Here is a 24,612-nt window from a genome sequence, read left to right on the forward strand (position 1 = left end):
TTGACTGACATGAACACAGGTAAAGCAATTACTGATTTTACGTGTAAACAGTATAAGATTAATACTCAGTATAGGCTTTCAGTTTGTGCAAATCATGATAATATGAATCACTTTGCGAAATTACCTTTTCTAGTTTCTTTCAATAAGATATGTAATGATTTAAAGATTTCTTTGGCAGGATCAAGAACTATTAATTAAATCAAATGACGAAAGGGTGAAACAATAATGAGTAGTAACGAATTACGTCAATTGCAAACAAGAGTCGACGATGTAAATTTAGAGCTGTTAAAGTTAATTAATGAAAGAGGTAAACTGATTCAAGATATAGATAAAGCCAAGGAAACCCAAGGAATTCACCGTTACGATCCGGCCAGGGATAGAAAAATGCTGGATAACATTCATGAACATAATAACGGTCCTTTCGAAAAATCTACCATTGAGCATATTTTTAAGGAAATTTTTAAAGCTGGATTAGAACTTAATAAAGATGATCACCGCAAGGCGCTGCTCGTCTCACGTAAATACAAGCCAGAAAATACCATCATAAACCTTCGAGGCGAACAAATTGGTGATGGTAAGCAGCATTTCATATTTGGACCTTGTGCTGTAGAATCCTATGAACAAGTAGCTGCAGTGGCAAAAGCGATGAAGGAAAAGGGCTTAAGACTTCTAAGGGGGGGAGCTTATAAACCGCGAACCTCTCCATATGATTTCCAGGGGCTCGGGGCTAAAGGCTTAAAAATTTTAAAACGTGTTGCCGATGAATATGATATGGCAGTAATCAGTGAAATAGTCAATGCTGCTGACCTCAAAATGGCTGCGAACTACATTGATGTCATTCAAATTGGATCTAGAAATATGCAAAACTTCGAGCTATTAAAGGCTGCCGGAGGGATAAACAAGCCTGTACTTCTAAAAAGAGGCTTAGCGGCTACGATTGAAGAATTTATTAACGCGGCAGAGTATATAATGTCACAGGGAAATAACCAAATTATTCTTTGCGAACGAGGGATTAGGACCTACGAAACCGCAACTAGAAATACGTTAGATATCTCGGCTGTTCCAATATTAAAACAAGAAACACACTTGCCGGTCTTTGTAGATGTAACTCATTCGACAGGGCGAAGGGATTTATTATTGCCTGCCGCTAAAGCTGCAATGGCAATTGGAGCAGATGGAGTCATGGCAGAAGTTCATCCAGACCCTGCTGTAGCACTATCTGATTCTGCACAGCAAATGGATTTAAAACAGTTTGATCATTTCTTTAGCGAATTGCTATCTTCAAACTTCGTCAGCGTTTAATATTAGGAAAGCAACTTTTCTGCTTTCGCAGAATTAGTTCTGGAGCTTTTCTATTAGCATAATCTATAAAAGACTAAGAAGTCCGTGTAGATCGCCTCTTTAAAGGTGAATTCACGGACTTCTTAGCGTTTTATTGCTATAGCTGATTGGCGTATACTTGATTTTTTGAAGATTCATGTATGGTTGTATCACGCAGCCAAGTATGCTGAAGGGAATTCATTCCCTTGGAAGCATGGATAAAAGCCTCTAGAGGAGTTAAGTTGTAAGTTCCTGTGGAAAAGATGGTAGTATCAGCGACAGAGCCGGTAGCGACATTATACACTGTCTGGCTTATTGTTATGTAATAGGTGTTTCTTTCTTGCTTTACGCGCATGGCGTTTACTTCAGATAGTATCGCCCACTGGCAGCCGGAGGTAGTGGCTGCTTCTCGCCATGGAGTAGATGTAGATTCTTTCGATAAAGTATAGTCTGGTATTGTCTGCCGATATTCATCATATAACGCTTCGTTCATATACCAGAAGTCTGCTGTCAAACTTGCCGGTAGATTATTTTGGAGTGGGGCAATGTAGACGCGTCCGTGATTTGCTCGCTTGGCGACAGCAGTCGGAGCAGGCAGTTGGATTCCGGCCGCTATAGCTTGCTGGCGTTTATCATAATAATTTTTTATTGCGGAGTCCAAGTAGCCGATCAATAGGTGAGGGTCATTAACAGTGGCAGGCGTGATCCATTTGATTTCTTGGCCAAACTGTTTATAGCCGCCTACTAGAGTTTGCAAGATTCCGGTGACCGGATCGCCGGAATTGACTACCCGTGTCAGAGGAAGAAGGGGTTCGAATTTAGCAGCAAATGCAGCATTGCCCACGGCAGGAGCGCCAAAGGTGATGACTCTGATTTGCTCAGGGCGGATTCCCATACTGATCAGCCTTGCCCCAGTTAAGGTTGCGGCTGCGCCTCCCAAACTATGACCGGTAAGGTAAATCTTGCTTCTGCTGTCAGTCAGAAGTAAATCTGGTAGAGAAAATGGTGTCTGATGGGCATTTCGTAAGGTTGCAGAGGGACCAGCTTGCACAAACTCGTAAAAACCTCTATGGACTTTTGGTTCACTATTAGGAACATTTTGTTTTGCGGCATTGGCTGAGAATTCTTCGTCACTACTACCTGCAAAATATACTTTATCAAACTTTAGGTTTGCCTTAATATCTCCATTGCTTTCTGTCCCAACAATTGCCAGAACATACAACGGAACATTTGTTTCCAGATCTTTTTTTGCGACAAGAAAGCGGATACCAGTGTGACCTTGAGGTTGGACATAGTGATCAATTTGCCATCCGTCCTGTTCCAGATACTGGGTGGCTAATTTACCAACCCGACCGCTGTAAGCCGCTGTACTGGCCCCTGCTGCAATATATAATAAATAGGCTTCCTCATATTCTTCTTTTGGTCCGGCATAGGAAAGAACCGGATTCCACAATAGCATAAGGCTGAGTAGAAAAAGGAATATTTTTTTCATGCAGAAACCTCCATTAGTACACAACTTTATTCAGTAGTGCTTCTATAAGAATAACACGTTTGGGACAGGTAATGTCTAAGATTTCGAATATCCAGACTTGAAATAACATACTAGAGAGAGTTAAAGTCTGCCAGACCGAATAATAGCATAAAGCAGCCAAATAAACATTACCATTGCAATTCCGAAGCCAATTTCAACAATGGGAATTTTCCATAACAAGGAAGATTGCCCCGCAATACTTAAGCTAACAATAATGCTTGCCATAATGATGCTAAATGCCAGTAAGATAATGCTAAAAGACAATCGATTGCTAATACGGTCTTGGGTTTTTAAGATAAGTTCGATTTCTGGAATTGCAACCTCTAAACATAGTCTTCCGCGTTTGACAACAGAACTTAGTTCTTTAAAGTGTTGAGGAAAACGAAGGAAAAGCTCACTCAAGTCACTAAGACTTTGCCACAGGGTTTTCGTTAGATTCTTTGGATGCAGGCGTTCCATTAATAATTTTTGCCCGAATGGTTCGGCAACATCGAGAATGCTCAAGCGTGGATCTAGCCTTTCAACAATCCCTTCCATAGTAAGTAATGCCTTTCCAACTAATACCAGATCGGCAGGAATTTTAATTTTGTGCTTTAAAGCGACTGCGAATATACTGCTCACGGCCTCTCCAAGACTTACTTTGCTTAGCGGAATTCCATAGTATTTTTCTTTCAAAACCTCGATATCTTCTCTGAGTTGAATTCTGTTGACATGATCAGGTACAATTCCCATACGGAAAATCGCTTTCGTTAACTCATCTGAATCTTGACGCATTAAGCCAATGACTAAGGAGGATAGATTATATTTCATTTCGGAGCTGAGACGGCCAACCATTCCAAAATCCAAGAAGACAATGATTTCTCCTGGCAATACTACCACATTCCCAGGATGGGGATCTCCATGAAAGAATCCCTCCATAAAAATTTGATGAAAGATTCCTTTGGCGAAGCGTTCCGCTAAAAGAGAAAGGTTATAGCCTTTCTCTTTTAAATCTTCTTTCTTACTTATTTTTATTCCTTCGATATATTCTGCTGTTAGTACCTTTTGGGTGGAGTAGTCCCAATAGATTTTGGGAACATAGATCATAGGATTTTTTGTAAATTGTTTTGAAATTTTTTCTGCGTTGCGGGCTTCACTCGTGTAGTCAAGTTCACTGCGAAGAGATTTTGAGAATTCATCAATCATATCCATGAGCTGATACGATTTTGCCCAGTGAAAACGTCGTTCTACCAAGTTAGACAGCTCATAAAGAATCTCCAAATCTGTTTGGATATCAATAGCGATACTGGGACGCTGAATTTTTACGGCAACTGTCGTTCCTGTTTTCAAAACTGCTTGGTGGACTTGCCCGATGGAAGCTGCCGCTATCGGCTCTGGTTCAAAATGCTGAAAAAAAATTTCCAGAGTTCCTCCTAGCTCTTCTTGAAGTACAGAACGTACTTCAGTGAAGGAAAAAGCAGGAACTGCATCCTGCAGTTTTTCCAATTCATCAATAATCTCCGGGGGAAGAAGGTCCGGTCGTGTACTGGCAATCTGGCCGAGTTTGACATAGGTTGGACCTAATTGCTCAAGAACCAGTCGAATTCGTTCAGCTACGCCTCCAGTATTCTCCTTTGTAAATACTGGACGAACACGCTGGTAATAGGGGATCTTCTGCATTAAGCCTGTTTCTTCTACAATATAGTCGAACCCTTGGCTTAGCAGTGCAGTAGCAATTTCACGATACCGATTGATATGGCGTACTCTCTTTGCAAACATGAATACCTCCTGAATCAAACACAAAACCTTTTGTTTATGCAGCCCTACATTCGAATTCGTATTTTATAAATATCCCCTCTTATGACAGTGCATATACTTTTTCTCAGCAGGTTTATAATTATTTTAGTATAGAAATCTTCTGCAGCAGGTATAGTAAAGCTAAAAATATCATGAATCTGATTTTATAAACAACTGTTCCTTTCAGGTAAACCCGATGGAGATTGCCAAACGTACTGCCCCAGGAATGTTGCTTGCTATTGTTGCCGTCCTGATTGTTTTCTCATTCAAATAATTGCTCTTTGAACCGATACGAAAAATTCATCATAGTAGCATTTAAATCAGAACACCTTAGAATTAATCGCCTAAGGTGTTGCTGATTATTTTTATGTATTCCCCCAAAAATGACTGACTAGTCATAAGTTTGTCATATTTATCATTTATAATGTAATAAAAGCAAATAGTCATGGGAATCTCAGTGTTATTTTATGGATGATTTCAAATTACATTGCAATAATTGTGACTTGATATATGAGTGAACAATTAACTGCTTTTATTTATATAGGGGGTATACAAATGCTGTTAGATATAGTATATGGGTCATTTTGTATCGGTGCTATCACGTTAGGTACTGTTTTTTGTATGTATTTTAAGCTGCCATAAAAATGTCTATGGTAATGGTTTACATTAATGAGTGAGGTGAGTTTATTGAATAACAGTGAATGGAAAGGTCATCCGATTGTACTCTTTACTGGAGTTTTAGTATTATATACGCTAGGCAATTCAATCCTTTCATTATTAAATTTTTAGTGCTCTTTTACCAAATTTCGTGACTTTGTTTAGTAGTTATTCGTGTAAGCTGAATATGAAATAATGTAGTTGCTCTTTGAGGAGCGATTTTTCTTTATTAGTGTATAATATTAATTTTGCAAAAAATAGCATCAGTTATTGTATATTTAAAAATGAAAAAGGATACAGTAGAAGTATCTTTAAAATAAGAAGGTGATAAAAATGATATGGTTCTTAATTGTCGGAATCGTCTCTGGATGGTTAGCTGGTGTGGTTTCTCGAGGAGGCGGATTTGGTTTGTGGGGAGATTTAATAACGGGTATTGTAGGTGCTTACGTCGGTGGGTTCTTATTTAACATGATGGGTATATCTGCATATGGAATGATCGGTTCTATTGTTGTAAGTACGATAGGAGCCGTTGTATTTCTATGGGTATTGCGGTTGTTTACTCGCAACAAAACAGCTGCGTAGGCGATCTGTAGCAGCTGAGTCTTGTGCCGTCAACCACCTCTTTGAGGGGAAGGCGGCTTTTTTCATTTTAAATACCATATGAAAAATGCCCAAGCTTGTCGCTTGGGCAAAGGGTTAGGTGTTAATGATATTTTAAACGCCGAATTAGTTTGGAACCTAGATATACAAGCGCGCCAGCAGTCAAAGCCATACCTAGTTTTGATCCCATCATATCTTCCATCATATGGGATTTCCTATTGTGATGCCAATGATGACGAAACATAATAACACCCCCTTAAAATATAGTTTTTCCTTTATGTATATTGCAATGCTAAGTAATATATGGAATGTTTAATCATGGTTTTGGATAAATTATGAAAATGGGTTTTGATTCAAGGGGGCATTTCTTGACAAAATGAGAAGATGAGCTTATACTTTCTTCGTAAACAGGATCATTTTGTTACTTCATATAGTATGATCATTATAAAAGGAGATTATCATGATGCACTGGAGGTCTTTTACAGCTGGAGCCATATTGGTACTTCTGCTTATGACAGGCAGCTATTTATTTTCTTTAGGTCCAAAAGAGACTTCATCACACTCTGTCACTGAACAAGTAGAAGCCGCGATTCCTTTTGATGCAGTAACAATTACGCCCTTACGAGTGATTTATGGAAAGGAAGTACCTTTTGAAGGCAAAATAGAATTACGGCAAGCCTTAGCAGGAAAGTTTGCACAAAAAATAATTATTGTTAATTTTCAAGCATCAGGTGAGCATGCTGATAAATCAAAGATTAACATTGTATGGGAGAATGGTGAAGTTGAAACTGTTTATCCTGGAACAAAGGATCGAATTTTCCCGCCTGAAAAACGGGCAAAGCAAATCACTGTTGTAGGGTATAGTGTGCGTGAAAGGCGTATTTTCCAAGATTCAAATCGTAAAGGTAATTTGAGTTGGGAGATTCATTATGAACCAGTAGAAATGTGATAGATAAACTGTTAAAGGGATAGGAGCACCTTTTAATCCTCTACTTAAATTGAGTAGAGGATTTTTTATTTCATCAGCCTGATTAGAAGGAAAATTTAGGATAATGGCGAAATGAGAAATATGCTTTGTTCTACAAAGCTCTATTTATAAGAGGAGGTAATATACTGTGAAAATTATAGGTATAACCAATGTAGACAAGTTTTTAGCAGTCCTTGATAAATGCCAGGGAAAGATTGAATTAGTAACATCTGAGGGAGATCGTTTAAACTTAAAGTCAAAATTGTGCCAGTATCTAGCATTATCGAAAATCTTTAGTGAAGCAAAAATAGATGAAATTGAAATTATTGCGTCTGAGCCAGAGGATACGAAATTACTTTTAGAATATTTAATTCGAGGATGACCATTTAAGGCTAGAGGGAAGTTTTGCAACGAGCCTTTAGCCTTTTTAGTGATTTTAAGGGATAAAGAACTCCAATGAGGTATATTTCTAATAAAGAGTGAGGCTATAAGACTGGAAGAATCCTTAGTTACAAGAGGAGGATACGATGTTATCACAACATGCCTGGATTGCTTTAATTTTATTTCTTATTGCTTATGTAATTATTATTTCAGAGAAAATTCATAGAACAAAAATTGCCCTTATGGGTGGGATACTCGTTCTATTCTTTAACATCATGTCTCAAGAAGAAGCGATTAAGAGTATTGATTTTAATACAATAGGCCTTTTAGTTGGAATGATGATCATTGTTGCTATTACCAGCAAAACAGGTCTATTTCAATATATGGCTGTAAAGTCTGCCAAAATGGTGGGCGGTGATCCACTGAAGATTTTAGTAGTTTTCTTCGGTCTTACAGCAATTTGTTCTGCTCTTTTGGATAATGTAACAACCGTCTTGTTATTTACCAGTGTTACTTTTGCCATTAGTGATTTATTGCAAATCAATCCGATTCCCTATCTTATCACAGAAATAATAGCATCCAATATTGGCGGTACAGCGACGTTGATTGGTGATCCGCCCAATATCATGATCGGAAGTGCTACTGGTTTAGGCTTTAATGAATTTGCTGTAAACTTATTTGTACCGACATTCATTATTGGTATTGTGACTTGCTTCATACTATTTTTGTTATATCGAAAGCAGATGAACATTTCTGTGCAGCAGAAACAACGTATCATGACTTTAGAGGAATCATCATTTCTAGTTGATATTCCCTTAATGAAAAAGTGTATTGCAATTATGTGCTTAACAATTATTGGATTTGTAGTACATCAAATACTTCATTTAAATTCAGCTACGATAGCAATGGCTGGCGCTGCTGTGTTATTAATCGTAGGAAGACTGGAGCCAGAAGAGGTTTTTAAAGAAATAGAATGGAATACAATTTTCTTCTTTATTGGCTTATTTATATTAGTAGGAGGACTTGAAGTTACAGGTATTATAAGTCTAGTAGCTCATTGGGCTATGAATGTGACTGAGGGAAATATCCTTTTAATGCACGTTCTTATTCTCTGGTTATCTGCCATAGGATCAGCATTTGTTGATAACATTCCTTTTGTGGCGACTATGATCCCCTTGATAAAATCCATGGGGGAAATCGGTAGTATAGATGTGACTTCCTTATGGTGGACCTTATCTTTGGGAGCCTGTCTTGGAGGGAACGGCACATTAATTGGTGCTTCCGCCAATGTGGTGGTATCCAGTTTAGCAGCAGCTCATGGGCGTCCTATATCTTTTATTGGTTATATGAAGGTTGCCTTTCCTCTCATGATTGTATCTATTTTAATTTCAAATATTTATATTTATATAGCGTATTTACGCTAATAAATCCTCTATGCTTTTCTGAAAATTATAAAAAATATTTTAAAAGCTATTATTAACTTTAAAATATTTGCAGGAATTTAATAATATGTAATAGAAGCATATAAGAAATCATAATTTAATTGTAAGGTAATAAAATGATTTGGATTATTAAAGGGTTAAATTCTACATCGTAAGAATTTAACTCTAGTTAATGGATTGGGGTTTATAATAGAATATAGTTCCGTCTATTTACTGATAAGAGGTAGAATAGATGTTTAAAGGTGGAGTCTGTCAAAACAGGCTTCACTTTATTTTTTTGTCTTTTTACAAAAAATGGTTGTTAATCTAATAATAGTTACACCTTATGTTGATTAATTGTGAAAAGACAGTGGAAGGGTGAAGATACTATGAGGACGAAAAAGTCTTTATTTAGTTTGCAAACCAAAATTGCAGTGCTTGCATGTATTGTGGTTGCTTTGGCTTTATTAGTAGCAGATGTTATTATTAATGCAAAAATTTCTGAGAATGCCCAAACTGAGGCATCGAATGAAGCAATTGAAATTGCTCGAATTGTTGCCAATTCTGCTGTTGTGATTGAGGGACTAAGCGGGAAGCGTGATGAAAAGCAGATCCAGGTGTTTACCGAAAAAACCCTTAGTATTAGTGATGTTCGATTTATTACTGTGATGGATATGAACAGGGTGAGAAAATCTCATCCAAATGCAAGTAAAATAGGAGAGTTTTATGAAGAAGATGATGCAGATCCTGTGTTTGAAGGGCAAGAAAACACTTCTATCAATCAAGGATCATTAGGAACCTCTTTGCGTGCTTTATCTCCTGTATTTGATGAAGATGGCAGGCAGATAGGAGTGGTGCTTGTAGGCATTATGGTAGAAAGTGTGCAAGCTGCAATTGATGATAACCGGGCGGGTATCTATATTGGTGTTGGAGTTGGAATGTTAGTAGGAGTGCTGGGAGCATTACTATTGGCTAGAAATATAAAGAAAATTTTATTTGGCTTGGAACCTTCTGCTATTGCAAAAATATTTGAAGAACGCAGTGCGATGCTGCAATCTGTGCGTGAAGGGATATTAGCTGTTGATCAAGAATCGCGCATGACCATTGCCAATGAGGAGGCCATCAGGCTTTTTCAGCAAGCAGGTATAAAGGGCGACCCCATCGGCAAAAAGGTGGATGAATATGTTCCCAATACAAGATTGCAAAATATTTTAAAAACGGGAGAAGCAGAGTTAGATCAGGAGCAGGATCTAAATGGAACCATAATTTTGGCGAATCGTATTCCCGTAATAGTAGACGGCGAGATCGTAGGAGCTATTGCCACCTTTCGTGATAAAACAGAAATTCGGCAGTTAGCAGAGAAACTTACAGGTGTTAGAATCTATGCTGAAGCATTACGATCTCAGACTCATGAATTTATGAATAAATTGCATGTTATTCTCGGAATGATTCGTATGGGTTATTATGATCGATTGACCCAATATGTAAGCGGGATTGCTCATCAGTATCAATTGGAAGTCGGATTTGTAGTTAAGAAGATTAAAGATCCTGTATTAGCAGGATTTTTATTAGGAAAGCTCAGTTTAGCCAGAGAAGCAGGTGTAGAAATGAAATTATCTGAAACTAGCTTTTTGCCTGAGCCGGATCAACCTGAAATCGTACATGAATTAATTACTATAATCGGCAACCTAATCAATAATGCGTTAGATGCGGTAGAAAAATCAACAACAAAAGAGATTGGAATTGATTTTTCCCATGGGAACAATGTTTTGACGATTGAAGTAAGTGATACGGGGCTAGGAATGGATGAAGAAGTGAAACAAAATATCTTTATGAAAGGGTACTCTACTAAGGGAGAAGATAGAGGACTTGGTTTATACCTCATTCAACGGAGCTTAGAACGTTTAGGTGGGGAAATCAATGTAATTTCAAATATAAATAAGGGTACTTTGTTTAGAGTGACTGTACTTTACTGGGGTAAGGAGGGATACATTGATTAAGGTAATGATTGTGGAAGATGATCCTATGGTGGCAGAATTTAATAAATGCTATTTAGAATTAGTAGAAGGATTTACTTTATGTGCGTTAGTTCATTCCGCAGATGAAGCATTTAGCGTATTGGACCAAACTGAGATTGACTTAATTATGTTAGATATCTTTATGCCGGGTATGAATGGCTTAGATTTCTTAATTAACCTTAGACAGCAGGGAAAAAGTGTTGATGTGATTGTTATCACAGCTGCTTGTGATAACAATCATATCAAAAAAGCATTGCAATTTGGAGCCGTTGATTATATAATCAAGCCTTTTCAGTTTGAGCGTTTAAATTCAGCATTATTGGGATATAAGGGGCTAGTGGGCTTAATGGAACAAGATGTACTCAATCAGGTGGAGCTGGATCAGTGTATATTATATAAGGAGCAGTCTGTTTCTGCAAAATTGCCCAAAGGCGTTGACAGAAACACGCTAAATGTTATATGGGAAAAAATACAAGAATTAGGCCAGAGTCCATTTTCAACAGAAGAAATAGCTAATCAAATCGGCGTTTCGCGAGTTTCAATGCGCAAATACTTAGAATTTTTAAAGCAAATTGGATCTTTAAAACTGGAGCTTATCTATGGAACAGTTGGGAGACCGATTTATAAATATAGATGTATTCATACGATGAATAATTTTATACATCGCTATTTATAGTTCCATATTCTGGTATTATTTGTCTTATAATTATTAAATGATTAAATCAATACTCTAAATTTAGCAATGATAATTTGATTATTGCATTCTTATGACAACCGACCGAAGGGTCGGTTTTTTGGTTACTTTAATTACTAAAATTACTTTAATTACAAAGTCGTTTATAAAGTTTGATTATATATGAAATTATCATTATATTTTGTATATTTAAATTGCTTCATTAATATAGCAATCATTGTAATGTAAAAATAAAGGAGGGTCGCTGTTTGTATTCAGAGGTAAAAAGATATGTGGAGGTGTAACATTGTCTACAACACTTGAGAAGCTCGATGATATGAATAAACGAACCCAGAAAGTTATGGCGGGCGGTGGTACGAAACGTATTGATAAACAGCATGCTTTAGGAAAAATGACTGCTCGTGAGCGTATCGAAAAGTTACTTGATGTTAATTCCTTTATGGAACTTGATCGTTTTGTAACACATCGTTGTACCAATTTTGGCATGGAGAAAGAAGAAGCTCCAGGTGAAGGTGTTGTAACAGGCTATGGTACCATTGATGGCCGCTTAGTCTATGTATTTGCCCAAGATTTTACCGTAGTTGGCGGATCTCTTGGTGAAATGCATGCAGCAAAAATTTGTAAAGTACAAGAGCTAGCTATGAAGATGGGAGTACCGATTATTGGTATTAATGATTCAGGCGGTGCACGAATCCAAGAAGCTGTAGATGCATTATCGGGTTACGGTAAGATCTTCTATAAAAATACCTTGGCTTCTGGTGTTATTCCGCAAATTTCAGCGATTATGGGTCCTTGTGCTGGAGGTGCCGTATATTCTCCTGCTTTAACTGATTTTATTTATATGGTTAAAAACACGAGTCAAATGTTTATTACAGGTCCTCAGGTGATCAAAACAGTAACCGGTGAAGAAGTAAGCGCAGAAGAGCTTGGCGGGGCTATGACACATAATGCTACATCGGGAGTAGCTCATTTTCTTGCAGAAAATGATACGGATTGCTTAGAACAAATTCGAAGGCTTATCAGTTTTCTTCCCAGCAATAATTTAGATGGATCACCCATTGTAGATTCTAGTGACGATCCCTCTCGTACAGAAGATGAGCTAAATACACTTATTCCTGATAATTCCAATCAATCCTATGATATGAAAGAAATTATCACTAAAATTGTAGATCATGGAGATTTTTATGAAGTGCAGCCTTACTATGCAGCCAATTTAATTACTGCCTTTGCACGGCTAGATGGGCAGACCATTGGTATTATTGCCAATCAGCCCAAAGTAATGGCAGGATGTCTGGATATTAACGCTTCTGATAAATCTTCCCGATTTATTCGCTTTTGTGATGCATTTAACATTCCCTTGCTAAATCTTGTGGATGTGCCAGGTTTTTTACCAGGTACGAATCAGGAATACGGTGGTATCATTCGTCATGGGGCAAAAATGCTGTATGCTTACTCCGAAGCGACCGTACCCAAAGTAACACTTGTCGTCCGTAAAGCCTATGGTGGTTCCTATTTAGCTATGTGTTCTCGGGATCTAGGGGCGGATCAGGTCATTGCGTGGCCGACAGCGGAAATTGCTGTTATGGGACCTGCTGGCGCAGCCAATATTATATTTAAAAAAGATCCGGATATAAAAACGAAAACGGATGAGTACGTAAAGAATTTTGCCACTCCTTATCAAGCTGCCAAACGTGGTTTTGTCGATATGGTGATTGAACCTCAAGAAACACGTCCAGTATTAATTAGTACTTTTAGTATGCTTGCTTCTAAGCGTGAAGGGCGTCCTGCCAAGCGTCATGGTAACTTTCCTGTATAAAATTGACGCTGCTTTAAAAATGAACTAAATGGAGGTGACATCAGTGGGCCAGCCAATTACGACAAATCCCATATTGATTGCTTTAATTAATATGACAGTGGTTTTTGCTGTTTTGTATGGACTCAGTTTGGTAGTTAGGTTAATTCAAGTCATTGATCCTACGCAAAAAAAAAAGAGGGAAGAAACAGAGCCTAACTCCTTAGTTAAAACGGCAGCGACAGTTATCGCAACAAATGTGTTGCAAGAAGATTATGATGAAATGATTATATTATTTACCGCAGCGATTGCAGCCTATGGCTATAATAATATGCGCGTTGTTTCAATTCGAACGGCTAATGGCAGTACTTGGTCGCAAGCTGCTCGTATGGAAATGGTAAATACACGAAATCAGATGAGCTAATACATTGAAGATGAAGGAGGAAAATAGATGAAAAGGTTTCAGATAACATTTAAAGGGCAAGTTTATGAATTGGATGTTGAAGAAATTAGCAGCTCAACTCCGACCATAAAAAAATCTGCTCCAGCCCCTGTACCAAATGTTGCTCCAGTAACGGTTCCAACACCAAAAGCTGCGCAGCCTACTGCTCAAGCGGGTGGCCAAACTGTGCTTGCACCTATGCCGGGGAAAATTTTGGCTGTGAATATTAAGGCTGGTGATGCTGTAAAACGAGGGGATGTAATTTTTATTCTAGAAGCTATGAAAATGCAGAATGAAATTATGGCCAATCAAGATGGTCAAATATCTAGTGTGAGTGTAACCGTGGGGCAAACTGTGTCAACTGGCGATGTGTTAGCTATTATTGGCTAGTAAAATTACATAATAAGAAGAAACATAGGAGGAAAAAGAATGGACGCATTCATTGTCTCTTTGCAGGCAGTATGGTCTGACAGCGGTTTTACCGCTTTTACCTCTGGCAATGCAATTATGATTGCTGTAGGAATCATTTTGCTATATTTAGCCTTTGCAAAAGGGTTTGAGCCCTTGCTCTTGTCTCCCATTGCTTTTGGATGTATTTTGGCTAATTTTCCCAAGACAGGTTTTGAAACAGATCCAGGATTAATGCAATTGATTAGCTTTGGTATTTCCCATGAAGTATTTCCACCACTGATTTTCTTAGGAGTCGGTGCAATGACTGATTTCGGTCCTTTGATTGCACGTCCTTCCACTTTATTATTAGGTGCTGCTGCACAAGTAGGGGTATTTGTTGCCTTAATGGGGGCTATGGCTCTAGGTTTTAATGTGCAGGAAGCTGCTTCAATTGGTATTATTGGCGGTGCAGACGGTCCAACGGCTATTTACTTAACTATGAAATTAGCACCGCATCTTTTAGGGGCTATTGCAGTTGCCGCTTATTCTTATATGTCCTTAGTACCATTGATTCAGCCGCCAATTATGAAATTGTTGACCACACAAAAAGAGCGGGAGATTGTAATGGATCAATTGCGTCCCGTATCCAAGTTTGAAAAACTTGCTTTTCCCGTAGTTACTACTATTATTATCAGTTTATTATTACCTCCAATTGCATCCCTTATGGGAATGCTGATGTTAGGAAATTTATTTCGTGAATCTGGAGTCACAGCCCGTCTTGCAGAAACATCTGAGAATGCTCTTATTAATATTGTCACCATTTTCTTGGCAACAGGCACTGGTCTTACGATGAAGGCTGAAAACTTCTTAAACATACAGACCATATTGATCATTGGTCTTGGTTTGGTAGCATTTGCTTTTGGTACGGCTGGTGGTGTGCTCTTTGGAAAAATCATGAATTACTTCAGCGGCGGCAAGATTAATCCTTTGATTGGTTCTGCTGGTGTTTCGGCGGTACCTATGGCTGCCCGTGTCAGTCAGGTCGTGGGTCAGCAAGCAAACCCTGGAAACTATCTATTAATGCATGCTATGGGACCAAACGTAGCTGGCGTTATTGGTACTGCTGTTGCAGCAGGTACCATGCTGGCAATGCTCAAGTAGTGATACAAATATAACTTTCTTCTAGAATTTATAAGTAAAAAATGGAGGGAAACTATATGTCACCTGCTGTAGTAACACTCATTGTGTTGGCTTTCGTTGCCTTGTTGTTTGTGACGGAAGTAATTCCTTTGGCCATTACGGCTATTGGAGGGGCAATTGTTCTCGGTATTATTGGAATCATTCCAATGAAAATGGTTTTTTCAGGGTTATCCAATTCTACAGTAGTTTTATTTGCAGGTATGTTCGTCATTGGTGCATCTATGTTTCACACTGGTTTAGCTCAAAAACTTGGAGAATCCGTGGTGCGTGTTGCGGGAAAAAGTGAGAATGGCTTAATGCTCGGTACCATGGTCATTGCGGCGGCGATTTCCTCTGTGTCTTCTAATACAGGTACTACAGCTGCTTTAATGCCTGTTATTGTTGGTATTTGTAAAGTGGCAGAAATTCCTGCCTCCCGTCAACTGATGCCATTAGCCTTTGGCGCAGGTTTAGGCGGAATTATCACCCTTGTTGGTACACCTCCTAATATTATTGCTGCAGGAGCGTTGAAGGCAGCTGGTCTTGAACCTTTTGGCTTTTTTGAATTCGCCTGGATTGGCATTCCGCTGACGATTGCTGGTATTGCATACATGATGTTTCTCGGGAAGTATTTACTGCCTAAGGCTCATATTACAGGTGACTTAGAAATTGATGAAGAGGCGAAACAGGAGGCTACAGCCGGTTCTACTGATCCTAAGAAGATGTGGATTACCGCCCTTACTCTGTTAGCAGTTGTTATTGTAATGGCTCTTGATTTAAAACAGCTGCCCCTTGAAATTGCAGCGGTTATTGGAGCTTTGGTTCTTGTTCTCACGAAATGCTTAACAGAAAAGCAAGCCTATACAGGAATTGACTGGGTGACCATCTTTCTGTTTGCTGGTATGATGCCCATTGCTACTGCTATGGAAACCAGTGGAGCAGGCAAACTGATCGCTGACCAAGTCGTGAGTATTCTTGGCGGTAATCCCAATCCATTGTTTGTAACAGCAATTTTGTTCTTACTTTCCGGTGGTTTAACCCAAATCATGTCTAATACTGCATGTACGGCTTTGTTGGCACCTATCGGTATTTCCATTGCCAAAGGTCTAGGAGCAAGTCCTCACGCAGTCCTCATGGCGATAGCGGTAGCATCGTCTTGCGCATTTTCAACTCCAGTGGGTACGCCACCGAATACCTTGGTACTTGGACCTGGTGGTTATAAATTTATGGATTATGTGAAAGCTGGTACAGGTCTTGTCATTGTTTGCTTTATCGTATCCATTATTGTCATTCCAATGGTATGGCCATTTTTCCCTAAATAAGTTAAGGGCATAGAAAGGTGGTTAGCAAGGTGACAGAATTAGATCAAGTAGTACGAATTTTATCTGCTTTCTTTACTGCCTTAGTTATTATTTACATTATAGCCAAGATGGTTGGTGAAAGAAGAAAGGCCATATGGTTTAAAAAGCGAACGAAGTCTACCATCTTTACACGTAGAGGAGTTTTAGGTGAAACATGGCATTTTGGTGTTCCATGTAAGTGGCAAGGATTTGTTGTTAGTTTCTTGATGTTTAGCATTATTGGTGTTGTAAGCTATCTTATGATTTTTGCAGTATAACCTTTAACAATTGAAAATGGCCTTTCCTATATAACGTAGGTGTATTACATGGTGGAGCCTGTCAACAAGGCACTACCATGTTTTTTTGCATGTTATATAGAGGAAAGTAATATAAATCTGTGAGTGGAAGATGAAGTACGGGAGGTGATAGCAACCTGTAATTATAAACGAAAATACGAAATAGGGGGGTAAATGTATGGATATCAAAGATCGTGTGCGTAACAAAGCACTTCATGCCAAAATCGTGAGCGCGGAAGAAGCAGCGACAGTTATTAAGCCTGGAATGAATATCGGAACCAGTGGATTTACGCCATCTGGTTATCCAAAAGCCGTACCGTTGGCATTAGCTGAACGAATCAAAAAAGAACATTTCCAAATTAACCTTTGGACTGGTGCATCCGTAGGAAAAGAATTAGATGGTGCGTTAGCCGCCGTAAATGGGATTAATAAACGATTACCCTATCAGACCAATAATGAGATTCGCAAATCCTTAAATTCAGGTGGCGTAAAATACTGCGATTTACATTTGAGTCACACAGCTCAAATGTCTCGATATGGATTTTTAGGTGGTAAGGTGGATGTAGCGATTGTTGAAGCATGTGCCATTACCGAAGAAGGACATATTATACCGACCACATCCATGGGCAACTCTGCCTCCTTTGTGCAAAGTGCCGACATTGTGATCGTGGAAGTCAATACAAGCCAGCCCTTAGCCTTAGAAGGAATGCATGATGTATATATTCCGCTGGATCCTCCTCATCGTCTGCCAATTCCGATTGTAAAAGCCGATGATCGTATTGGAACCAATTATATTCCATGCGGTCTTGATAAAATAACCTACATCGTTCCATGTGATATTCGGGATGATGTTCGTGATTTAGCAGCCATTGATGATGATGCAAGAGCTATGAGCGCACTTTTTATTGACTTTTTGAAAAAAGACATAAAAGCCGGCCGTATGCCAAAAGGACTCTTACCGCTGCAATCGGGTGTAGGTTCCGTTGCCAATGCAGTAGTAAGCGGCTTTGCTGAATCTGATTTTACAGATTTAGAAGTGTACACTGAAGTTATTCAAGATGGAATGTTGGATTTAGCGGATGCTGGTAAGTTAAAATCTGCTTCTGGTACTTCGTTCTCCCCATCTCCTGCAGGACTAGAACGATTCTACAAAAATATTGATACCTATCGTAAAATCATGATGCTGCGTCCTCAGGAAATAGCAAATAGTCCTGAAATTGCCAGAAGAATTGGTGTTATTGCCATGAATACAGCCATTGAGCTTGATATTTATGGAAATGTAAATTCGACCCATATCATGGGTACAAAAATGATGAATGGTATAGGCGGTTCAGGAGATTTTGCTCGTAATGCGTATCTAACCTGCTTCTTTAGTACCTCCACTGCCAAAAATGGAGCCATTTCATCCATTGTTCCCATGGTTTCTCATGTGGATCATACAGAACATGATGTTGATATATTTGTAACTGAATTGGGTGTGGCCGACGTCCGTGGACTTAGTCCCAAAGAACGGGCGCGGGTAATTATAGAAAATTGTGCTCATCCGGACTATAAGCCTATGCTGATGGATTATCTGGAAAGAGCCGAAAAAGCGACCAAATACGCACAAACACCACATATTTTAACAGAAGCACTTTCATGGCATACCCGGTTTATAGAGACCGGCACCATGAAGAAGCAGTAAAGGAGGATTATTAGTATGGATAATGAAAGCTTAAAATTAAAAGTGGCAGAGTATACTGCCAAAGTAGAAAAAGCAAGTGCCAAATTCCCAGAACGTAAGAACCTGGAGTATAACCGATTGTATACTCCACTAGACCTTGAGGGTCAAGACTATGAAAAAGATTTAGGATTACCAGGATCCTATCCATTTACCCGTGGTGTGCAGCCGACTATGTATCGCGGTCGTTTCTGGACAATGCGTATGTATGCTGGCTTCTCAACAGCTGAAGAATCTAACAAACGGTATCGTTACCTCTTAGAATCTGGTGGTACAGGTCTATCTTGCGCCTTTGACTTACCTACTCAAATCGGCTATGACTCTGATGATATCATTTCCGAAGGTGAAGTCGGTAAAGTAGGGGTAGCCATTGACTCTTTGGCAGATATGGAAATTTTGTTTGACCAAATCGATTTGGCCAAAGTATCCACTTCGATGACCATTAATGCACCCGCATCTGTACTTCTTGCGATGTATATTGCAGTAGCTGAGAAAAATGGCATTGGACCAGAAAAATTAAATGGTACCATTCAAAATGATATTTTGAAAGAGTATGCAGCTCGCGGTACTTACATTTTCCCTCCCAAGCCTTCCATGCGTTTGATTACCAATATCTTTGAATATTGTTCAAAGAATGTACCGAACTGGAATACCATTTCCATCTCTGGTTATCACATTCGTGAAGCTGGTTCAACTGCAGCGCAAGAAATTGCTTTCACCATTGCAGATGGTATTGCGTACTGCGAAGCCGCAATTAAAGCTGGACTTGATGTAGATGCCTTTGCTGGTCGTTTATCCTTCTTCTGGAATGCTCACAATAATGTATTAGAAGAAGTAGCAAAATTCCGTGCTTCTCGTCGTGTATGGGCCAAAATCATGAAAGAACGCTTTGGTGCTAAAAACCCTAAATCCTGGATGCTTCGTGTACATACACAAACAGCAGGATCCATGCTAACTGCGCAACAGCCTGATAACAATGTAGTACGTGTTGCCTTGCAGACCGCAGCAGCCGTTATGGGTGGTACTCAGTCCTTACACACAAACTCTAAAGATGAAGCATTGGCATTGCCAACGGAAGCTTCCGTACGTGTTGCTCTTCGTACCCAGCAGATTGTAGCCTATGAAAGTGGTTTAGCAGATGTAGTAGATCCTTTAGCTGGTTCTTACTATGTAGAAGCAATAACGAACCAAATCGAAGCAGAAGCATTGAAATACATTCAGAAAATTGATGACATCGGCGGTGCTGTTGTTGCGATTGAAGAAGGTTATATCCAACGAGAAATTCAAGACAGTGCTTATAAATGGCAAAAAGAAGTAGAAAACAACGATCGAGTGATTGTTGGTGTGAACAAATTCCAAATTGAAGAAAAACCAGTAGAAGGCCTCTTGCGTGTAGATGCTTCTGTAGGTGAATTGCAGAAGAAAAAGCTTGCTGATCTAAGAGCAAAACGAGATAATGCTGCTGTAACTGCGGCTTTAGCAAAACTAGAAGCAGCTTGCGGTGATGACAGCGTTAATTTGATGCCAATCATCTTGGAAGCAGTAAAAACCTATGCAACACTTGGTGAAATTTGTGGCGTAATGCGTAAAGTTTTTGGTGAATACCAAGCGCATGCAACACTGTAAGAGGATAGGAGGAATAACGATGGAAAAACGTGTTAGAGTATTAGTTGCAAAACCTGGTTTAGATGGACATGATCGGGGAGCGAAAGTAGTAGCTCGCGCTTTGCGTGATGCTGGCTTTGAGGTTATTTATACGGGCTTGCGTCAAACTCCCGAGCAAATAGCAGAAGCTGCGTTGCAAGAAGACGTAAATGTAATTGCCTTAAGTTTATTATCTGGTGCTCACAATCACTTGTTCCCACGTATTGTTGAGTTAATCCGTGAAAAAGGTATGACGGATGTATTAATAATTGGTGGCGGAGTTATACCTGATGCTGATATACCTGTTCTTAAAGCAGCTGGTATATCCGAAGTGTTTACGCCAGGTACATCAACAACTACTATCATTGACTACATCAAGGAAAATGTGAAATAGAGAAAAGTGCTCTATCGAAAGAGGATTGAAGAATAATTGGATATTGGAGGATGTATAGATGTTTAAAACATTGAAGGTTGATCATATTGGCATTGCCGTAAAAGATTTAGAACAGGCTAAAAAGTTTTATAGCGAAGTCCTTGGAATGGAAGCGTTAGGGGAAGAGACCGTAGAACAACAAAAGGTAAAAGTTTGCTTTTATCCTTGCGGTGACAGCGAAATTGAACTTTTGGAATCGACTTCACCTGATGGTCCTATTGCTAAATATATTGATAAGAATGGTGAGGGGATACAGCATCTTGCGTTGCGTGTGGATGATATCGAAGCTGCGATTGCTGATTTGAAAGCAAAAGGCGTACGTATGATTGATGAAGTACCTCGTTACGGTGCAGGCGGGGCCTCAATTGCTTTTGTTCATCCGAAAGCAACCGGCGGGATTTTGCTTGAGCTATCAGAACGGAAATAATCTTTTAAAAGCAGTAATTTATGGAGGTGCAATATGACAACAGTTAAGGAAAAAATACAAGAGTTAAAACAACGTCAGAAAAAGATCAAAATGGGTGGCGGCCAAAAACGGATTGATAGTCAGCATGCAAAGGGCAAATTGACCGCCCGTGAGCGTATTGCTATTCTGCTTGATGAAGGCTCTTTTATAGAGTTAGATCAGTTTGTAGAACATCGCTGCACTAACTTTGGCATGGAGAAAGAAGAAGCTCCAGGTGAAGGTGTTGTAACAGGTTATGGTACCATCGATAATCGCCTAATCTATGTATTCGCTCAGGATTTCACAGTAATTGGCGGTTCACTAGGTGAGATGCACGCAGCGAAAATTTGTAAAGTACAAGAGCTGGCGATGAAGATGGGGGTTCCAATCATTGGGATTAATGATTCGGGCGGTGCTCGGATTCAGGAAGCGGTAGATGCATTATCAGGTTACGGTAAAATCTTCTATCAAAATACCTTGGCTTCTGGCGTCATTCCTCAAATCTCAGTGATTATGGGACCTTGCGCAGGCGGCGCTGTGTATTCTCCAGCTTTAACTGACTTTATCTATATGGTGAGAAATACCAGTCAGATGTTTATTACCGGGCCACAGGTTATAAAAACCGTAACTGGTGAGGAAGTAACAGCAGAAGAACTTGGTGGAGCCATGACTCATAATGCTACGTCGGGAGTCGCTCATTTCATTGCGGAAAATGACACCGATTGCTTAGAGCAAATCCGTAGGCTTATCAGTTTTCTTCCTAGCAATAATTTAGATGGATCACCGATTGTAGAGTGTAGTGACGATCCTTCTCGCACAGAAGAAGAGCTAAATACAATCATTCCAGATCATTCCAATCAATCCTATGATATGAAAGAAATCATTACTAAAATTGTAGATAATGGGGATTTTTACGAAGTGCAGCCTTACTATGCAGCCAATCTGATTACGGCTTTTGCTCGTTTGGATGGTCAAACCATTGGTATTATTGCAAATCAGCCAAAGGTAATGGCAGGGTGCCTGGATATTAATGCTTCCGATAAATCCTCACGATTCATTCGCTTTTGCGATGCGTTCAATATTCCTTTACTCAATCTTGTTGATGTTCCTGGCTTTTTGCCTGGGACGAATCAGGAATATGGCGGTATTATTCGTCATGGTGCTAAGATGCTGTATGCTTACTCCGAAGCTACCGTACCGAAAGTAACCCTTGTTGTTCGCAAAGCTTACGGCGGTTCCTATCTGGCTATGTGTTCCCGGGATCTGGGGGCAGATCAGGTCATTGCATGGCCAACTGCTGAAATTGCTGTTATGGGACCTGCAGGTGCAGCCAATATTATTTTTAAGAAAGATCCAGATATTAAGACGAAAACCGATGAGTATGTAAAGAACTTTGCTACTCCTTATCAGGCTGCCAAACGTGGATTTGTTGACATGGTGATTGAGCCTCAAGAAACACGTCCCATACTAATCAGCGCATTTAGTATGTTGGCTTCTAAACGTGAAGGCCGTCCTGCTAAGCGTCATGGTAATTTCCCTGTATGATCTCAAAGAGGTAAAGACAGAGGAAGCGATATTAGAATAAGAGGTGAAATCAATGAGTCAACCAATTACAACTAACCCCGTCTTAATTGCTCTAATCAATATGACTGTAGTATTTTGCGTTTTGTATGGATTAAGCTTAGTTGTCAGATTAATAAAAGTAATTGATCCTACGCAAAAAAAAAAGGTAGCGCAAGAGGAAGCTAATGTTACAGAAAAAGCGGAATCAGCAGTCGCTCCTGTAAGTCTGCCGCAAGAAGATTATGATGAAATGATAATTTTATTTACGGCAGCCATCGCAGCCTATGGATATAAAAATGCAAAAGTTGTTGCTATCAGACCAGTCAGTAGCAATACTTGGTCCCAAGCTGCCCGTATGGAAACGGTAAATTCTCGTAATCAAATGTTTTAATTGTAGCAAATAAAATATATCGAATTTTAAGGGGGATTAAGAAATGAAAAAGTTTCAAATTACATTTAAAGGACAAGTATATGAGTTAGACGTAGAAGAAATCAGCGGTGTAGCTTCTACTGGAAAGAAGGCTGCATCCGCACCCGTTCCTGCGCCAGTGGCAGCCCAAGCTCCAGCACCGAAGGCTGCTCCCGCTGCAGTTCCTGCTGGTGCGCAAACCGTAATTGCGCCAATGCCAGGTAAGATTTTGGCTGTAAATATAAAACCAGGGGATTCTGTGAAACGTGGTCAAGTCATTTTTATTCTGGAAGCCATGAAAATGCAGAATGAAATTATGGCAAATCAGGATGGAAAAATTTCTAAAGTTAACGCAGTAGTTGGGCAAACGGTGTCCACTGGAGATGTTTTGGCTGTTCTTGGCTAGTTCGATAAACAATTAGGAAGATTGGAGGAAAAATAATGGATGCATTTATTGTCTCTCTGCAGGCAGTATGGTCTGATAGTGGGTTTACTGCTTTTACAACGGGCAATGCGATTATGATTGCTGTTGGTGTGATTTTACTATATTTAGCTTTTGCGAAAGGGTTCGAGCCCCTGCTCTTATCTCCTATTGCTTTTGGTTGTATTTTGGCTAACTTTCCGAAAACCGGTTTTGAAACAGATCCTGGTTTAATGCAATTGATTAGTTTTGGTATCTCTCATGAAGTCTTTCCACCTCTAATTTTCCTAGGGGTAGGTGCGATGACTGACTTTGGTCCTCTCATTGCTCGGCCTTCTGTACTTTTACTAGGCGCTGCAGCGCAAGTAGGTGTTTTTGTTGCATTAATGGGTGCAATGGCTCTTGGTTTTAATGTGCAAGAAGCAGCTGCTATTGGCATTATTGGTGGTGCAGATGGCCCTACTGCTATATACCTGGCTATTAAGTTAGCGCCTCATCTGCTTGGTGCAATAGCAGTTGCAGCTTATTCGTATATGTCGTTGGTTCCTTTGATTCAACCACCGATTATGAAATTGCTGACTACTAAAAAAGAACGGGAAATTGTCATGGATCAATTACGTCCTGTTTCCAAGTTTGAGAAACTAGCCTTTCCGGTAGTCACGACGATCATTATCAGCTTATTACTGCCTCCGATTGCATCTCTTATGGGAATGCTGATGCTAGGAAATCTATTTCGTGAGTCTGGTGTTACGGATCGACTTTCCGATACGTCCCAAAATGCGTTGATCAACATTGTTACTATTTTCTTGGCAACGGGCACTGGTCTAACAATGAAGGCTGAGAATTTCTTAAATTATCAGACACTGATGATCATTGCTCTGGGATTAGTTGCCTTTGCCGCTGGAACTGCTGGCGGTGTGCTCTTTGGGAAAGTCATGAACTTTTTCAGCGGTGGTAAGGTTAACCCGCTTATCGGATCTGCGGGTGTATCCGCAGTGCCAATGGCTGCCCGTGTTAGTCAGGTGGTTGGTCAGCAATCCAATCCAGGCAACTATCTACTGATGCATGCCATGGGACCCAACGTAGCTGGTGTAATTGGTACTGCTGTTGCAGCTGGTACCATGCTGGCTATGCTCAAATAATATAAAATGGATTCGGATGAAGTCTTTACTT

Annotated in this window: 24 protein-coding genes; 21 read left to right on the plus strand and 3 right to left on the minus strand. The window is 39.6% G+C overall.

Annotated elements, in window-relative coordinates; translation table 11 throughout:
• The first annotated feature begins 225 nt into the window (after positions 1–225).
• Complete coding sequence (locus tag JBW_RS08380; RefSeq protein ID WP_007952778.1) at positions 226–1,302, plus strand: bifunctional 3-deoxy-7-phosphoheptulonate synthase/chorismate mutase; 1,077 nt, start codon at positions 226–228, stop codon at positions 1,300–1,302.
• Positions 1,303–1,438: 136 nt separating this feature from the next.
• Here the strand turns inward: JBW_RS08380 and JBW_RS08385 are convergent, their stop codons facing one another.
• The gene (locus JBW_RS08385) at positions 1,439–2,812 is read right to left on the minus strand and encodes a lipase family protein (protein ID WP_007952779.1); all 1,374 of its coding nucleotides are present in this window, start codon (positions 2,810–2,812) and stop codon (positions 1,439–1,441) included.
• A 120-nt stretch (positions 2,813–2,932) separates the two neighbouring features.
• Positions 2,933–4,609, minus strand: a complete 1,677-nt coding sequence (locus JBW_RS25650) for an ABC1 kinase family protein (protein ID WP_007952782.1) — start codon at positions 4,607–4,609, stop codon at positions 2,933–2,935.
• 1,008 nt (positions 4,610–5,617) lie between these two features.
• Between JBW_RS25650 and JBW_RS08395 the strand changes: the two genes are divergently transcribed.
• Positions 5,618–5,866: a GlsB/YeaQ/YmgE family stress response membrane protein gene (locus JBW_RS08395; RefSeq protein WP_007952783.1), complete on the plus strand. Its 249-nt coding sequence runs from the start codon at positions 5,618–5,620 to the stop codon at positions 5,864–5,866.
• Positions 5,867–5,987: 121 nt separating this feature from the next.
• Here JBW_RS08395 and JBW_RS25260 read toward each other — a convergent pair whose 3' ends face one another.
• Positions 5,988–6,128: a hypothetical protein gene (locus JBW_RS25260; RefSeq protein WP_007952785.1), complete on the minus strand. Its 141-nt coding sequence runs from the start codon at positions 6,126–6,128 to the stop codon at positions 5,988–5,990.
• A gap of 216 nt (positions 6,129–6,344) precedes the next feature.
• Between JBW_RS25260 and JBW_RS08400 the strand changes: the two genes are divergently transcribed.
• The 19 genes from JBW_RS08400 (at position 6,345) to JBW_RS08490 (ending at position 24,581) form a co-directional block, all read left to right on the plus strand.
• Positions 6,345–6,833, plus strand: coding sequence for a hypothetical protein (locus JBW_RS08400; protein WP_229535878.1), 489 nt, complete (start codon positions 6,345–6,347; stop codon positions 6,831–6,833).
• Positions 6,834–6,999: 166 nt separating this feature from the next.
• Positions 7,000–7,233: a hypothetical protein gene (locus JBW_RS08405; RefSeq protein ID WP_007952788.1), complete on the plus strand. Its 234-nt coding sequence runs from the start codon at positions 7,000–7,002 to the stop codon at positions 7,231–7,233.
• Between the two features lie 145 nt (positions 7,234–7,378).
• Positions 7,379–8,656, plus strand: coding sequence for an SLC13 family permease (locus JBW_RS08410; protein ID WP_007952790.1), 1,278 nt, complete (start codon positions 7,379–7,381; stop codon positions 8,654–8,656).
• Positions 8,657–9,042: 386 nt separating this feature from the next.
• Complete coding sequence (gene dcuS, locus JBW_RS08415; protein WP_007952792.1) at positions 9,043–10,653, plus strand: DcuS/MalK family sensor histidine kinase; 1,611 nt, start codon at positions 9,043–9,045, stop codon at positions 10,651–10,653.
• Complete coding sequence (locus tag JBW_RS08420) at positions 10,646–11,347, plus strand: response regulator (RefSeq protein WP_007952794.1); 702 nt, start codon at positions 10,646–10,648, stop codon at positions 11,345–11,347. The genes dcuS and JBW_RS08420 overlap by 8 nt, the downstream gene beginning before the upstream one ends.
• A 304-nt stretch (positions 11,348–11,651) precedes the next feature.
• Positions 11,652–13,181, plus strand: a complete 1,530-nt coding sequence (mmdA, locus tag JBW_RS08425; RefSeq protein WP_007952796.1) for a methylmalonyl-CoA decarboxylase subunit alpha — start codon at positions 11,652–11,654, stop codon at positions 13,179–13,181.
• A gap of 43 nt (positions 13,182–13,224) precedes the next feature.
• The gene (locus tag JBW_RS08430; RefSeq protein WP_007952801.1) at positions 13,225–13,581 is read left to right on the plus strand and encodes an OadG family protein; all 357 of its coding nucleotides are present in this window, start codon (positions 13,225–13,227) and stop codon (positions 13,579–13,581) included.
• A 27-nt stretch (positions 13,582–13,608) separates the two neighbouring features.
• Positions 13,609–13,989, plus strand: a complete 381-nt coding sequence (locus JBW_RS08435; RefSeq protein WP_007952804.1) for a biotin/lipoyl-containing protein — start codon at positions 13,609–13,611, stop codon at positions 13,987–13,989.
• Between the two features lie 39 nt (positions 13,990–14,028).
• Entirely contained in the window at positions 14,029–15,150 is a 1,122-nt protein-coding gene (locus JBW_RS08440) for a sodium ion-translocating decarboxylase subunit beta (RefSeq protein WP_007952806.1), read from the plus strand.
• Between the two features lie 56 nt (positions 15,151–15,206).
• Positions 15,207–16,490, plus strand: coding sequence for an SLC13 family permease (locus JBW_RS08445; RefSeq protein WP_007952808.1), 1,284 nt, complete (start codon positions 15,207–15,209; stop codon positions 16,488–16,490).
• 29 nt (positions 16,491–16,519) lie between these two features.
• Entirely contained in the window at positions 16,520–16,786 is a 267-nt protein-coding gene (locus JBW_RS08450; RefSeq protein ID WP_007952809.1) for a hypothetical protein, read from the plus strand.
• A 196-nt stretch (positions 16,787–16,982) separates the two neighbouring features.
• The gene (locus JBW_RS08455; protein WP_045820603.1) at positions 16,983–18,488 is read left to right on the plus strand and encodes an acetyl-CoA hydrolase/transferase family protein; all 1,506 of its coding nucleotides are present in this window, start codon (positions 16,983–16,985) and stop codon (positions 18,486–18,488) included.
• A gap of 15 nt (positions 18,489–18,503) precedes the next feature.
• Positions 18,504–20,150, plus strand: a complete 1,647-nt coding sequence (locus JBW_RS08460; RefSeq protein WP_045820604.1) for an acyl-CoA mutase large subunit family protein — start codon at positions 18,504–18,506, stop codon at positions 20,148–20,150.
• A gap of 19 nt (positions 20,151–20,169) precedes the next feature.
• A complete protein-coding gene (locus tag JBW_RS08465) occupies positions 20,170–20,562 on the plus strand; it encodes a cobalamin B12-binding domain-containing protein (RefSeq protein ID WP_007958059.1) in 393 nt (130 codons plus the stop codon).
• Positions 20,563–20,620: 58 nt separating this feature from the next.
• A complete protein-coding gene (gene mce / locus JBW_RS08470) occupies positions 20,621–21,028 on the plus strand; it encodes a methylmalonyl-CoA epimerase (RefSeq protein ID WP_007957268.1) in 408 nt (135 codons plus the stop codon).
• Positions 21,029–21,061: 33 nt separating this feature from the next.
• Positions 21,062–22,591: a methylmalonyl-CoA decarboxylase subunit alpha gene (gene mmdA / locus JBW_RS08475; RefSeq protein ID WP_007957270.1), complete on the plus strand. Its 1,530-nt coding sequence runs from the start codon at positions 21,062–21,064 to the stop codon at positions 22,589–22,591.
• A gap of 52 nt (positions 22,592–22,643) precedes the next feature.
• Positions 22,644–23,000 (plus strand): OadG family protein, encoded by a 357-nt coding sequence (locus JBW_RS08480; RefSeq protein ID WP_007957272.1) that lies wholly within the window; start codon positions 22,644–22,646, stop codon positions 22,998–23,000.
• Positions 23,001–23,043: 43 nt separating this feature from the next.
• On the plus strand, positions 23,044–23,424 hold the full coding sequence (locus JBW_RS08485; RefSeq protein ID WP_007957273.1) for a biotin/lipoyl-containing protein: 381 nt from the start codon (positions 23,044–23,046) through the stop codon (positions 23,422–23,424).
• Between the two features lie 35 nt (positions 23,425–23,459).
• On the plus strand, positions 23,460–24,581 hold the full coding sequence (locus JBW_RS08490) for a sodium ion-translocating decarboxylase subunit beta (protein ID WP_007957275.1): 1,122 nt from the start codon (positions 23,460–23,462) through the stop codon (positions 24,579–24,581).
• Positions 24,582–24,612 lie beyond the last annotated feature (31 nt).

Origin of the sequence: Pelosinus fermentans JBW45, from assembly GCF_000271665.2 — a bacterium.
Classification (GTDB): domain Bacteria; phylum Bacillota; class Negativicutes; order DSM-13327; family DSM-13327; genus Pelosinus; species Pelosinus baikalensis.